Raw genomic sequence first — 15,104 nt, forward strand, 5'->3', positions numbered from 1 at the left:
GGCCCAGAACCCCTGTCAAGCGATTTATTTCGCACGTTTTTGTGCAGACTTAAGCTGTCAAGACTTGACTTATGCACAAAGCTGTCCCGGCTGGTTTTTTTCGCGGCGCAGCAGCAGATGCTTCGCGCACACATCGCATAAGTGTTTGATTTTTTTGAGATAAACGCGAACGCGCAGAAATCGCGGAAGCCAGAAAACCGCTGTGTTGACGGCCTTCCACGAGCAGAATCGGCGACTTTTCAACAAAGTTATCCACAGCCTGTGTGGACAGATCAAAAATGCGCCATCGATCAGGGCGCCAAGACGCAAACCTCAAGTAATACTTGAGCATTGGCGGCCGGTGGAGTCACTGCGCTGGCAAGGGGCGACGGGCCAGCCGCTTTTTTCAGGTGCACGATAGATCGCCGCAACGCAACAAACTCTTTGCAATTCAACCGTTTGCGCTCCGCATGACCACCACCCACGTCGACGCCGCGTTCTCCGATGCCAAAGCGTCGGCCGCCATCGCGCGCGTGGTGATCGATACACCGCTCGATGCCGTGTTCGACTACCGGTGCGGCCCGACCTTGCCGCTGGCTGTGCCCGGACAACTCGTCGTCGTGCCGTTCGGCAATCGCCGCGTGGTGGCGCTGGTCGTGGAAACCGCGGCCACCACGGAGGTGCCGCAAGACAAGCTGCGTGATATCGAACGCGTACTCGATTGGGTGCCGCCGCTCGATGCCGAATGGCGCGCGCTGGCCGAGTTTGCTGCGGGCTACTACCACCGGGCGCTTGGCGAAGTGACCTTGCCGGCGCTGCCGCCGCTGTGGCGCACGCCCGGCAGCTGGGACAACCTCGCCCGGCAGGCCACCGAAACCGTCTACGTGATGGTTGAAACGGCGCGGGCGGCGTTGCTGGACAGCGTTCCGAAGCGGGCCACTGGCGCTATGCGCTTGGCCGAAGCGCTGACTGGCGACGGTGAGTTGTCCACCAGCGCTGCCGTTGCCCTACACGGGCAGGCGGTGGCCAAGCTGCGCGACTGGGCCGCCGTCGGTTGGCTACGCGCCGAACTGCGGCCGAAGGTGCTCCTGCCGCAGCCGCTTGAATTGCCCGAACCGTCCGTCGCGCCCGCCCTGAATGCCGAGCAGGCCACCGCCGTCGCGGCCATCGCGCAGGGTGGGGCGAGTGGCACGTTCAGCCCATTCCTGCTCTACGGCGTGACCGGCAGCGGCAAGACCGAGGTCTATCTGCACGCCATCGCCGATGCCCTGGCGCGCGACCCCGCCGCGCAGGTGCTGATGCTGGTGCCCGAGATCAACCTCACGCCGCAGCTCGAAGCGCGCATCGCCGCGCGTTTTCCGGGCGTACCCATGGCCGCGCTGCACAGCGGCCTAGCTGAGCAACCGCGTGCGCTGAACTGGCTGGCCGCCCATCGGGGCGAGGCGCGCATTGTGCTCGGCACACGGCTGGCGATGCTGGCGTCCTTGCCCAACCTCGCGCTCATCCTCGTCGACGAGGAGCACGACACCTCCTACAAGCAGCAGGAGGGGCTGCGCTATTCGGCGCGGGACCTGGCGTTGTGGCGGGCCAAGCAGCGCAATATCCCGGTTGTGCTGGGCTCGGCGACACCCTCGCTGGAAACCTGGTGGCGGGCGGAACAGAACGTCACCGTGCGCCTGACGCTATCCCAACGCGCGCAGGCCGAGGCGGTGCTACCGCGCGTGTCGCTCATCGACCTGAACCTGGAGCGCCGCGCCGGGCGTGAAATCCGCGATGGGCTGTCCAAACCGCTGGTCGATGCGATTGCCGATCGCCTCGCGCGCGGCGAACAGAGCCTGCTGTTCCTGAACCGCCGGGGCTATGCGCCGGTGCTGTCATGCGATGCTTGCGGATGGTTGTCGGGCTGCCCGCGCTGCTCGGCGTACCTGGTGCTGCACAAGCCCGAACACCGTCTGCGTTGTCACCACTGCGGTTACGAATCGCGCATCCCGCATCACTGCCCGGACTGCGGCAACGTCGACATCGCCCCGCTCGGGCGCGGCACGCAGCGGATTGAAGAGACGCTGCGTGCATTGTTTCCCGAGGCGCGCGTCGCCCGCATCGACGCCGATTCCACCCGCCGCAAGGGCAGTGCTGAAGCGCTGTTCGATACCGTGCACGAAGGCAGCGTCGACATCCTGATCGGCACGCAGATGGTCGCCAAGGGGCACGACTTCCAGCGCGTGACGCTGGTGGGCGTGGTGGCGCCGGACCCCTCGCTGTTCTCGCATGACTTTCGGGCTGGCGAGCACCTGTTTGCCTCGCTGATGCAGGTGGCGGGGCGCGCAGGCCGGGCTGGGCTGGCGGGGGAAGTGCTGATCCAGACGCGCTATCCGGATGCCCCCGCGTTGCAGGCGCTGGTGCGGCACGACTATGGCGGCTTTGCGCGGCAGCTTCTGCGTGAGCGCAAGCAGGCGGGGTTGCCGCCGTTTGCGTACCAAGCGCTGCTGACCACCGAGCACAAGGAAGTGGCCCGGGCGCTGGAATTTCTGGCGGCCGCGCGGGCGCTGGGCGAAACCTTGGTCGCAGAACTGGGGGCGCCGGTGTTCCTGCACGATCCGGTGCCCATGACCATGGTGCGATTGGCCAACCGCGAACGGGCGCAACTGCTGGTGGAATCGGCCTCTCGCGCTGCCCTGCAGAAGCTGTTGTCCGCCTGGACCGAGCGGTTTGGTGAGATTACGAAAGCAGTGAAAGGCGTGCGCTGGCAGTTGGAGATCGATCCGCTGCGGATCTGACGCCAACACGCACCACCAAAGGCCACCAACCGCCCCAAAACCAAGCACGCATCACGTGCGGTTGCACCAAACTTACCCCTTTCGTAGCAAGGGGTTGTACTAGGTTGCACCTTTCAAACCGTCGGGCGTATGATCCGCTCCGATTTGCCGGCCACAAGCTTTGGCAATGGCAGCTACGGATAGGAACCCACATGGCTACAACCACCCTCGGGGTCAAGCTGGACGATGCTTCGCGTGAACGCCTCAAGCGCGTTGCGCAGTCCATTGACCGCACGCCGCACTGGCTGATCAAGCAGGCGATCTTCACGTATCTGGATCAAGTGGAGCGGGGGCAGCTGCCAAATGAAAACGGCCCGGCGGCGGATGGCCTCCCGTCTGCCGCCGCAGCCGTCTCGGATGTGCACGATGGCGAAGATGCCGTGGTGCAACCGTTCCTCGAATTCGCGCAGAGCGTGCAACCGCAATCGGTGCTGCGCGCTGCCATCACGGCCGCCTATCGCCGGCCGGAAACCGAGGCCATTCCGATGCTGCTGGAGCAGGCCCGCCTGCCGGGTGCGCTCGCCTCGGAAGCCAAGCAGCTTGCACGTGATCTTGCCGGCAAGCTCCGCACGCAGAAGGTCGGCACCGGCCGTGAAGGACTGGTGCAGGGCCTGATTCAAGAATTCTCCCTGTCGAGCCAGGAAGGCGTGGCGCTGATGTGCCTGGCCGAGGCGCTGCTGCGCATTCCGGACAAGGCCACGCGCGATGCCCTCATCCGCGACAAGATCAGCAACGGCAACTGGCACTCGCACCTGGGCCAGAGCCCGTCGTTGTTTGTGAACGCCGCCACCTGGGGCCTGCTGCTGACGGGCAAGCTGGTCGCCACGCACAACGAAGCCGGGCTGTCGAAGGCGCTCACGCGCATCATCGGCAAGAGCGGCGAGCCGTTGATCCGCAAGGGCGTGGACATGGCGATGCGCCTGATGGGCGAGCAATTCGTCACCGGCGAAACCATTTCCGAAGCGCTGGCCAACGCGCGCAAGTTCGAGGCCGAAGGCTTCCGCTATTCCTACGACATGCTCGGCGAGGCCGCCATGACGGAGGAAGACGCGCAGCGCTACCTCGCGTCGTACGAGCAGGCCATCCGCGCGATCGGGCAAGCCTCGGGCGGGCGCGGCATCTATGAAGGGCCGGGCATCTCGATCAAGCTCTCGGCGCTGCACCCGCGCTACAGCCGCGCGCAGTACGACCGCACGATCAACGAGCTGTACCCGCGGGTGAAGGCGCTTGCGGTGCTGGCCCGCGAATACGACATCGGTATCAACATCGACGCGGAAGAGGCGGACCGCCTGGAACTGTCGCTCGACCTGCTGGAACGCCTGTGCTTCGCGCCCGAGCTAGCCGGCTGGAACGGCATCGGCTTCGTGGTGCAGGGCTACCAGAAGCGCTGCCCGTTCGTGCTCGACTTCATCATCGATCTGGCACGCCGCAGCAAGCACCGCCTGATGATCCGCCTGGTGAAGGGCGCGTATTGGGACAGCGAGATCAAGCGCGCCCAGGTCGACGGCCTGGAGGGCTACCCGGTCTACACGCGCAAGGTCTACACCGACGTGTCGTACCTGGCGTGTGCACGCAAGTTGCTGGCCGCGCCGGACGCGATCTTCCCGCAGTTCGCCACGCACAACGCCCACACGCTGGCCGCGATCTATCAGATGGCCGGCCAGAACTACTACCCCGGCCAGTACGAATTCCAGTGCCTGCACGGCATGGGTGAGCCGCTGTACGAGCAGGTCGTCGGCAACAAACCGGGCAAGCTGAGCCGCCCGTGCCGCATCTACGCACCGGTCGGCACGCACGAAACGCTGCTGGCCTACCTCGTGCGCCGTCTGCTGGAAAACGGTGCTAACACCTCGTTCGTCAACCGCATTGCGGACGAGTCGATTCCGCTGGACGACCTCGTCGCCGATCCGGTGGCGGTGGTGGAGAAGATGCACGCCGATGAAGGGACGCTCGGCATGCCGCATCCGAAAATTCCGCTGCCGCGCCACCTCTACGGTGACGTTCGCGCAAACTCGTCGGGCATTGACTTGGCGAACGAGCAGCGCCTGGCGTCGTTGTCGTCCGCCCTTCTTGCCGGCACCAGCACCGTCTGGGCTGCCGAGCCGACCATCGGCGATGCGCCGTACAACGGCGGCACGCCGCAGCCGGTGCGCAATCCGTCGGACCTGCGCGATGTGGTCGGCCACGTGACCGAAGCCACCGAGGCCGATGTTGACGCCGCACTCGCAGCCGCTGCTGCCGCGGCGCCGATCTGGCAAGCCACGCCGCCCGAAGCGCGCGCCGCGCTGCTCGATCGCGCCGCCGACCTAATGGAAGGCGAGATGCAGCACCTGATGGGGCTGATCATCCGCGAGGCGGGCAAGACACTGTCCAACGCCATCGCCGAAGTGCGTGAAGCCGTGGACTTCCTGCGCTACTACGCAGCGCAAGTCCGTGGTGGCTTCTCGAACGACACGCACCGCCCGCTGGGCCCGGTGGTCTGTATCAGCCCATGGAACTTCCCGCTGGCGATCTTCACCGGTCAGGTAAGCGCGGCGCTGGCCGCTGGTAACCCGGTGCTGGCCAAGCCCGCTGAGCAGACCCCGCTGATCGCCGCCCAGGCCGTGCGCATCCTGCGCGAAGCGGGCGTGCCGGCCGGCGCCGTGCAACTGCTGCCGGGCCGCGGCGAGACCGTCGGCGCCGCGCTGGTGAAAGATACGCGCACCAAGGGCGTGATGTTCACCGGTTCGACCGAAGTCGCGCGCATCCTGCAGCGCACGCTGGCCGGCCGCCTCGACGCCAACGGGGCACCGATTCCCCTGATTGCCGAAACCGGCGGTCAGAACGCGATGATCGTGGATTCGTCCGCGCTGGCCGAGCAGGTGGTGGCGGACGTGTTGTCGTCTGCGTTTGATTCGGCGGGGCAACGTTGCTCCGCACTGCGCGTGCTATGCGTGCAGGACGACGTGGCCGACCGCGTACTCACGATGCTCAAGGGCGGCATGGCCGAACTGGCGATGGGCAACTCGGATCGCTTGTCCACCGACGTGGGCCCGGTGATCGACGCCGAAGCGCGCGACAACATCGTCGGCCATATCGAGGCTATGCGCGCCAAGGGCCGCCGCGTGCATCAGGCGCCGGTGCCGGCAGCCTGCGCACACGGCACCTTCGTACCGCCGACCATCATCGAACTCGACAGCCTGTCGGACCTGACGCGCGAGATCTTCGGCCCGGTGCTGCACGTGGTGCGCTGGAAGCGCTCGACGGACAACGCGGGCCTCACCAAGCTGATCGAGCAGATCAACGGTACCGGCTACGGCCTGACGCTGGGCATCCACACGCGCATCGACGAGACCATCGCGCACGTGGTGGACCGCGCCCACGTCGGCAACCTGTATGTGAACCGCAATATCGTGGGCGCCGTGGTGGGCGTGCAGCCGTTCGGCGGCGAAGGCCTCTCGGGCACCGGCCCGAAGGCGGGCGGCCCGCTGTATCTGCTGCGCCTGCTGTCGACGTGCCCGCAGGACGGCATGCGCACTGCGCTGCAGCTGACAGCAGGCACGGGTACGGAAGTCGATACCGATGCCCGCCGCGCACTGCTGGCGCCGTTCGATGCGCTGGTCGACTGGGCGCGCAAGCAATCGACTGCGCAGTCTGCCGATCTGGCGGCACTGTGCGAACGCCTGGCGGCGGCTTCGGCCACCGGCGCCACGGCCACGCTGCCGGGCCCGACGGGCGAGCGCAACACCTACACGCTGCTGCCGCGTGAAGCGGTGCTCTGCGTGGCAGCCGATCCGGCTGACTGGCTGCGCCAGTTGGCCGCCGTTCTGGCCGTCGGCAGCACGGCGGTTGTGCAGGAAAACCCTGCCATTGAAGCGGTACTGCGGGGCTTGCCGGCGGCAGTACAATCGCGCGTCCGCGTGGTCGGGTCAACCGACGAAGCGGCGTTTGATGCGGTGCTGCACCACGGCGATTCGGACCATTTGCGCGCCATCTGCGAAGGGCTGGCACGACGCACCGGCCCGATCGTAGGGGTGCAAGGCCTGCCGCATGGCGGGGAAGGGCTGGCGCTGGAGCGTCTGCTGATCGAGCGTTCGCTGTCGGTCAATACGGCCGCGGCGGGTGGTAACGCCAGCCTGATGACCATCGGCTGACGGGGAGCACGAGCAGGATTCGCGGTTTCATCCACACGACGGGTGCGGGTGGAATGCGAAGCGGGAGGAGGGCGATGGTGATCCCGTCGCGCTATTGATCCAAATTGCGTTTGAACTAGGAGACGCACAAATGAAATTGAAGCAACTGTGTCTGGCCGCCGCACTGTGCGCGCTGGGGGGTGCCGCATCGGCCCAGGAAGTCATCAAGCTGGGCTTTGCTGCCCCGATGTCGGGTCCGCAAGCGCAATACGGCACGGACATGAAGAACGGTGCGACCCTGGCCGTTGAAGAGTTCAACGCCACGCACCCGAAGATCGCCGGCAAGGAAGTCAAGTTCCAGCTCATGGCCGAAGACGACCAGGCTGACCCGAAGACGGGCACTGCCGTCGCACAGAAGCTGGTGGATAGCGGCATCAAGGGCATGCTCGGCCACTTCAACTCGGGCACCAGCATCCCGGCGTCGCGCGTGTACAACCAAGCCGGCATCGCGCAGATCGCCATGGCGACGGCCCCGGAATACACCAAGCAAGGCTACAAGACGACCTTCCGTATGATGACTTCCGACACCCAGCAGGGTTCGGTGGTCGGCTCGTTCGCCGTCAAGAAGCTGGGCTACAAGAACATCGCCATCGTTGACGACCGCACCGCCTACGGCCAAGGTCTGGCTGACGAGTTCGAGAAGGCTGCCAAGGCTGCCGGCGCGAACATCGTGCGTCGTGAGTACACCAACGACAAGGCCAGCGACTTCAAGGCCATCCTGACGCAGATCAAGAGCAAGAGCCCGGACGCTGTGTTCTACGGCGGCGCCGAAGGCCAATCCGCGCCGCTGCTCAAGCAGATGCGCGAACTGGGCATCAAGTCCACGCTGATGTCGGGCGAAATGTCCAAGACCGACGAATTCATCAAGCTGGCCGGCCCGCAAGCGGCCGAAGGCATGGTGGCATCGCTGGCTGGCCTGCCGCTGGAGCAGATGCCGGGCGGCGCGGGCTACAAGCAGCGCTATGAGAAGCGCTTCGGCACGCCGGTGCAGACGTATTCGCCGTACGCCTACGACGGTGCGATGGCCCTGATGAAGGCCATGGTGGCTGCCGGCTCGTCGGATCCGGCCAAGTACCTGCCGATCCTGGCGGCTACCAACGCGCAAGGCGTGACCGCCAAGCACTATGCCTACGACGACAAGGGCGACCTGAAGGACGGAGGCATCACCGTCTACAAGGTCACCGGTGGCAAGTGGGCACCGCTGGAAAGCGTCGGCGGCAAGTAAGCCGATCGGTTTCCTCCATTCGCAGTATGAAAACCGCCCTCCGGGGCGGTTTTTCTTTGGCGGCGACGATCCCTCCAAACACAGAGTTGCAGGCATCTGCATCGAAAATCTTCGATCTATTATTAAATATCGTGTAACGCGATCTTATCGCGTGTCAGTGCTTGGCTGACTTTTCCGAATGGGGGCTTCGGGTACCATGTCGGCCATGACAGGACTTCACGATCTCTTCCCTTCGTGGCCTCCCGCTCCGGGCGGCCTGTTCTGGATCGGGCTGGCGCTGGTGGGTGCGGCGCTGTGCGGCGAATTCGCGCGGGCGGCGCTCAAGCTGCCACGCATCGTGGGCTACGCGGCAGCGGGCCTGGCGGCGGGCGTGCTTGGGCGTCCGCTGATCGACGCCGACATGCTCGACCAGACCCACATCCTGATCGAGATGGCGCTGGCGCTGGCGCTGTTCGAGTTGGGGCATCGGCTCTCATTCGAGTGGCTGCGTGCCAATCGTTGGCTGCTGCTGACCAGTGGTTTCGAGAGCCTGCTGACATGGGGTCTCGTCACCTGGGTGCTGCAGACGTTTGGCGTGGCGACGCCGGTGGCTGTGGCGGCGGGTGCCATTGCGGTGGCGACATCCCCCACGGTGCTGTTGCAGCTCAAGAACGAACTGCGCGCCGAAGGTCAGGTGACAGAGCGGCTGCTTTCGCTGGGCGCGCTCAACAGCATCTACGCCAGCGTGCTGGTGCCGCTCACCGCTGGGTGGCTCCACAGCGAGTATGGGCATTGGGGGGCGGCGCTGCTGCATCCGCTATACCTGCTTGTGGGGTCGGTGGCGCTGGCCTGGGTGGTCGGCAAGGTGGGCCACGCGCTGTATCACCGCATGGCGGGCGATGACCACTATGCCTTCCTGGTACTGGTCGGCCTCGTGCTGTTTGCCTTGGCGCTGGCCAAGTTACTGAAGCTCTCGGTGCCGCTCACGCTGCTGCTGGCCGGCGTGGTCTTCAAGCACCAGGACGACCACCCGCGCGTGTGGCCGTCGCACTTCGGCAGTGCGGGCAGCATTTTGATCGTGGTGATGATCGTGTCGCTCGGCCTGCCGCTGAAGGCGTCGGATTGGGCGATCGGCGGTGTGGCAGCCGTGGCGCTGGTGCTGGCGCGCTTTGTCGCCAAGCTGGCCGGCGCCACCGCGCTGGGCTCGTTCTCGGGCCTGTCGATGCGCCAGAGTGTGGCGCTGGGCCTGGCGCTTGGGCCGATGTCGGGATTGTCATGGTTGCTGATGCACGATACGGCGGCGCTGTACCCGCAAACCGGTGGTCCGCTGGCGGCCATCATCCTGTGCACGCTGGCGATCCAGCAAATCGTCGCTCCCATCCTGACCGCGCGTTCGCTGCGCTGGGCGGGTGAGGTGCGACAAGACGAAGGGAGGCGTTGAGCCCCATGTCCCTCGAACCGTTCTCGAAATCCGAAGCTCTGACGTTTGGCGTTGAGCTGGAACTGCAACTCGTCAATCGCCACGACTATGACCTGGCCTCGGCGTCGCCGGACCTCCTGCGCATGCTCAAGGGCAAGGAGCACCCTGGTGACATCAAGCCGGAGATCACCGATTCGATGATCGAGATCTCCACCGGTATCTGCCACAGCCACGACGAGGCGCTGTGGCAACTGCGCGAAATGCGCGACCGCATGGCGGAAGCGGCGACGGCGCTGAACATTGGCATCTGCGGGGGCGGCACGCATCCGTTCCAGCAGTGGAGCCAGCGCCAGATTTCGCAGTCGCCGCGCTATCAGTACATCTCAGATCTGTACGGCTATCTGGCTAAGCAGTTCACCGTGTTCGGGCAGCACGTGCACATTGGCTGCCCGAACCCCGACGACGCGCTGTACCTGCTGCACGCCATGTCGCGCTACGTGCCGCACTTCATTGCGCTGGCCGCGTCGTCGCCGTTCGTGCAGGGCGTGGATACGGGGTTTGCTTCGGCGCGAATGAATTCCGTCAGCGCCTTCCCAATGTCGGGCCGCGCGCCGTTCGTGCTGACGTGGGACGCCTTCATCGCGTACTTCGACAAGATGCACGCCACCGGCGTGATCGAGAGCATGAAGGACTTCTACTGGGACATCCGGCCCAAGCCCGAATTCGGCACCATCGAAGTGCGCGTGATGGACACCCCCCTCACCGTTGAGCGCGCCGCCGCCATCGCCGCCTACATCCAGGCGCTGGGCCGCTGGCTGCTGTTGGATCGCCCGTTCACGCCGGTGGAAGATGACTACCTGGTCTACACCTTCAACCGCTTTCAGGCGTGCCGCTTCGGGCTGGCTGGGGAATACGTCGACCCGGCCACGGGCAATCGCGGCGCGTTGGCCGATCACATCCTCGAGACGAGCAAGGTGCTGTCGCATCACGCCGAGGCGCTATCGTCCGAAGGTGCGCTCGACATGGTGCGCGAGGTGGTGGAGGCGCGCGATACGGATGCCGAGTGGATCCGCCGCGCCCAAAACGAAACCCGCAACCTGCACGAGACCGTGCGACGTGGTTGCGGGCGTTGGACGCAGGCCTTGGTGCAACCCGCGTAGTTGCCGATCCGTTATAACTTGCTCACGACCCTACTGCGCGGCCCGGGTGGGGCACATTCGGGGGTGCATGCGCTGCTCGGAATCCTCATGGACTTGAGTCCATTCCGGTTCCTGCGCTGCTCTTCACCCCGCTGAGGGCCGCTCGCTACGGATCGTGAACAGGTTCTTAGTGCGTGGGGCGCACCGCCAGCACGCGGCGCGCAAACGCCCAGCACACCAGCGCAAACACGATCAGCCCCAGCCATTGCGCCGTGCCTTCAAACGACGCGCCGACAATCGCCAGCGGCGCATCCTTGCCCGTGCCGCCGATGACGGCCGCCATCAGCACCCCGACCAGGCTTTCGCCCACGATCAGGCCCGAAGCCAGCAGCACGCCGTGGCGGTTCGGCACTTCGGCATAGCGCTCGTAGGGCACGCCGGCCGCCTGCGCGCGCTTGGCCAGAATCTTCTCAATGATCCAGGCCAGTACCGCGCCCGTGACGAGGACCGTGCTGATCGTCGGCGGCAGGTAGATGCCGATGCCCACTGCCAGTACGGGCAGACGAGCGACGCCACCCCGTTGCTTGAGCGCCCAGTCGATAGCGATCAGGATGACGCCGATGACGATGCCGGCAATCACCATGTTCCATTCGAGCTGGTGCGTGAAGATGCCGGTGGCAATGGCCGTCATGAGCGTGGCCTGCGGCGCGGACAGCGCCTGTGCCGCGTCCATGCCGGCACGCGGTAGCGCACCCGGGAAACCGTACGCGTTGTAGAGCAGCTCCAGCACCGGCGAGATGACCGCCGCACCCGCCACGCAGCCGATCAGCAGGGCCACCTGCTGGCGCCACGGCGTGGCCCCAACCAGCCAGCCAGTTTTCAGATCCTGCAGGTTGTCGTTGGAGATGGTCGCCACGGCCACCACGGCGGATGTCGTAAAGATCGCCAGCGCAATGCCGAGCTTGCTGGCCTCCGGTGAACCCATCAGCCCGTTGTCTGCGCCAATGGCCAACAACAGCAGCGACACCAAGGTGATGGCGATGATGCCGATGCCTGAAATCGGGCTCGACGACGAACCGATCAGCCCGGCCATGTAGCCGCACGCCGCCGCCACCAGAAAGCCGAACACCACAGCGAAGATCACTGCACAGGTAATCAGCGTCCAGCGCGAACCGGGCGACAGCATGGTCGGCGCCAGGAACGCTGCAAAGGTGATCACCAGCACCACCACCATCGCCAGCGTGACCAGCAGAATCCAGCGCGGCGCCATGTCTTGCTCGGTGCGCTGTTTGGCGTCGCCTTGCGGGCGCAGGCTGCCGAAAGAACGCTTCACGCCCTGCACCACGGGGCCGATCAGCGTGGCCAACGTCCACACGGCCGCCACCGCAATTACGCCTGCCCCGATGAAGCGCACCTGCGTACGCCATATGTCCGTACCGAACGCAGAGAGCGCCTTGCCGGCCGGCATTGGCGTGATGGACGTCAGGTACGGCACGGCGATGCCCCAGGCAATCACCAGGCCCACTAGCATCGCCAGCCCGGCGACGAGGCCGATCAAGTAACCCGCGCCCAGCAGTGCCGTCGAAAAACCGAGCGGCAAGCGCACGACCGCGGCACCTGCGGCGAACCACCAGCTCGCGCCTTCGCCGAGCAGCCGCAGGCCACTGGTCGCAAACGCGACGATGGCCGCAACGATGCCGCCCGCCGCCAGGTCTCGCATGCCCGTGGCGGCCGGCACGGCATCGTCGTCGGCTGCATCCGCGCCGTCTGCCGACTGGCCGCTGCCCACGCGCAGGATTTCCGCCGCTGCCACGCCTTCGGGGTAGGGCAGGTCGCTCTGCACCACCATGGCGTGCCGCAGCGGAATGGTGAACACCACGCCCAGCATGCCGCCGGCCATGCAGACCCCAAACGTTTGCCAGAACGGAAAACCTTGCCAATGCCCGATCATCATCAGGCCGGGCAGGATGAAGATGATGGAAGACAGCGTGCCAGCCGCAGACGCCTGCGTCTGCACCATGTTGTTCTCGAGGATGTTCGTGCCGCCGAGCATGCGCAGCACCGCCATCGAGATCACCGCCGCGGGAATCGCTGAAGAAAACGTCAGGCCGACTTTCAGGCCGAGGTACACATTGGACGCGGTGAAGATCACGGTGATAAGCGCGCCGAGGATCATGCCGCGCAGCGTCAACTCCGGCAGCGCTGCCGCCGAAATGTGTTTGGGGGGATGGAGGGATTGCATCCTGCGGGTCTCCAAAGAGGGGGCTTGTGGCGCGGATTATAGGAGCGGGGCGAGGCGGTGGCTTGTTGGTTTTTGTTTGGTGTTTCCTCTAATTTTTTTGTTTGTGGGGCATCCCTTGTTTCGTCCTCTGCCGAGGCTGGTCTTGGTGGTCCACTCCCCCTTTCGTTCCCTGCCGGGACCGACTCACTTTCTTTGGTCTTGCCCAAAGAAAGTAAGCAAAGAAATGCGCGCCCGAGATGGCGACCCATCCCTTGAATTTCCGTAACCGGACGGAGATGGGGAAAACTCGCTTCGCTCAGACAGGCCTCCTTCCTTTATCCGCCCGCCCCCAGAAATTCAAGGCGCCATCAAGGGCAAGAACGTCAAAAGACAAAAGCCAACCCATCGCGAGGTTGGCCTTGTCGTTTGGGATGGTGCCCAGAGGGTTTGGCTTTTGTCCTTTGACTTTCCCTGCCCTATGCGGCGCCTTGAATTTTTGTTGCAAGGAGGAAAAAGAGGGGAGGCTTGTCTGAGCGAAGCGAGTTTGCCTCCCCTCCCTCCTTGCGACATAAATTCAAGGAGTCTTTCGCCGCATCGGGCGCGCCTTTCTTTGCTTACTTTCTTTGGGCAAGACCAAAGAAAGTGAGTCAGCCCCGGCAGGGGATGAAACAAGGGATGGACCACAAACACAAAACCAGAAGCTCAGCACTCCACGATATTGACAGCCAAGCCACCCCGCGCCGTCTCCTTGTACTTCGTCTTCATATCCGCCCCCGTCTCCCGCATCGTCTTGATGACGGAGTCGAGCGACACATAATGCGTGCCATCCCCCCGCAACGCCATGCGCGCAGCATTCACAGCCTTCACAGAGGCCATCGCATTCCGCTCAATACACGGAATCTGCACCAGCCCGCCGACCGGGTCGCACGTCAGGCCGAGGTTGTGTTCCATGCCGATTTCGGCGGCATTCTCGACCTGCGCAGGCGTACCGCCCAGCACCGCAGCCAGCGCGCCAGCAGCCATTGAACACGCCACACCCACTTCACCCTGGCAGCCGACTTCCGCGCCGGAGATGGACGCGTTCATCTTGTAAAGCATGCCGATTGCCCCAGCGGTGAGGAGGAAATCCACGATGCCGTTGTCATTCGCGCCAGGCACGAAGCGGTCGTAGTAATGCAGCACGGCGGGGATGATGCCGGCCGCACCGTTGGTCGGCGCCGTCACCACGCGCCCACCCGCAGCGTTCTCTTCGTTGACGGCGATGGCGTAGAGGTTCACCCAGTCGATGACGGAGAGCGGGTCAGACAGCGTGCGTTCCGCCTGCCCCGTGAGCCGTGAATACAACTCAGCCGCGCGGCGGCGCACGTGGAACGGGCCGGGCAATTCGCCCTCGGTGCGGCAGCCGCGCGTCACACAGGCCTGCATCACGTGCCAGATGTTGAGCAGGCCGCTGTGCACTTCGGCTTCGGTGCGCCACGTCAGTTCGTTTTCCAGCATCAGGCGCGCGATCGATTTGCCTGTCGATGCGCACATCGCCAGCAGTTCCTTGCCGCTGCGGAAGGGATGCGGCAATTGGTCGTGCGCGGCCAGCACTTGCGTATTCGGCGCGCCGGCCGTGACGACAAAGCCGCCGCCCACCGACAGATAGCGTGCCTCGCGCAGCCGCTCGCCGGCCGCATCGAAGGCGTGGAACTTCATGCCGTTCGGGTGCTCGGCCATCGCCTCGCGGCGATAGAAGGCGATGTGCTCCTTCTCGGTAAAGCGCACCGCATGACGGCCCAGCAACGACAGCGACTGCGAGGTGCGCAGCGCCGCGAGCTTGTCTTCGATGGTATCGGGATCGATGGTATCCGGCGCCTCGCCCATCAGGCCGAGGATGACGCCGCGATCGGTGCCGTGGCCCTTGCCGGTGGCGCCGAGCGAGCCGTACAGCTCCACGCGCACGCTGGCGACTTGCGGCATCAGCCCATCGGCTTCGAGCGCCGTGGCGAACATCAGCGCAGCGCGCATTGGCCCAACGGTGTGCGAGCTGGACGGGCCAATACCGATCTTGAAGAGGTCGAAAACGGAAACAGCCATGGGGTAGGGCTCCGGGGGTGTTTTGCAAAAGGGGCGGGCGGCTTGTGGCCACCACGCACGGGGTATTCAGATGC

Annotated in this window: 7 protein-coding genes; 5 read left to right on the forward strand and 2 right to left on the reverse strand. The window is 65.1% G+C overall.

What is annotated here, in order from left to right; all coding sequences use genetic code 11:
- Positions 1 to 449 precede the first annotated feature (449 nt).
- The 5 genes from AB0305_RS01305 to AB0305_RS01325 all read left to right on the forward strand — a co-directional run bounded on the left by AB0305_RS01305 (position 450) and on the right by AB0305_RS01325 (position 10,751).
- Positions 450 to 2,756, forward strand: a complete 2,307-nt coding sequence (locus tag AB0305_RS01305; RefSeq protein ID WP_366170716.1) for a primosomal protein N' — start codon at positions 450 to 452, stop codon at positions 2,754 to 2,756.
- 191 nt (positions 2,757 to 2,947) lie between these two features.
- A complete protein-coding gene (putA, locus tag AB0305_RS01310) occupies positions 2,948 to 6,928 on the forward strand; it encodes a trifunctional transcriptional regulator/proline dehydrogenase/L-glutamate gamma-semialdehyde dehydrogenase (protein WP_366170718.1) in 3,981 nt (1,326 codons plus the stop codon).
- A 130-nt stretch (positions 6,929 to 7,058) separates the two neighbouring features.
- Entirely contained in the window at positions 7,059 to 8,192 is a 1,134-nt protein-coding gene (locus AB0305_RS01315) for a branched-chain amino acid ABC transporter substrate-binding protein (protein WP_366170720.1), read from the forward strand.
- 205 nt (positions 8,193 to 8,397) lie between these two features.
- The gene (locus AB0305_RS01320) at positions 8,398 to 9,612 is read left to right on the forward strand and encodes a cation:proton antiporter (RefSeq protein ID WP_366170722.1); all 1,215 of its coding nucleotides are present in this window, start codon (positions 8,398 to 8,400) and stop codon (positions 9,610 to 9,612) included.
- A gap of 5 nt (positions 9,613 to 9,617) precedes the next feature.
- Positions 9,618 to 10,751, forward strand: a complete 1,134-nt coding sequence (locus AB0305_RS01325; RefSeq protein ID WP_366170724.1) for a YbdK family carboxylate-amine ligase — start codon at positions 9,618 to 9,620, stop codon at positions 10,749 to 10,751.
- A gap of 166 nt (positions 10,752 to 10,917) precedes the next feature.
- Here AB0305_RS01325 and AB0305_RS01330 read toward each other — a convergent pair whose 3' ends face one another.
- Positions 10,918 to 12,972 (reverse strand): oligopeptide transporter, OPT family, encoded by a 2,055-nt coding sequence (locus AB0305_RS01330; RefSeq protein WP_366170726.1) that lies wholly within the window; start codon positions 12,970 to 12,972, stop codon positions 10,918 to 10,920.
- A 681-nt stretch (positions 12,973 to 13,653) separates the two neighbouring features.
- A complete protein-coding gene (locus AB0305_RS01335; RefSeq protein ID WP_366170728.1) occupies positions 13,654 to 15,030 on the reverse strand; it encodes an L-serine ammonia-lyase in 1,377 nt (458 codons plus the stop codon).
- Positions 15,031 to 15,104 lie beyond the last annotated feature (74 nt).

It is taken from the genome of Arthrobacter sp. NPDC080086 (assembly GCF_040702285.1).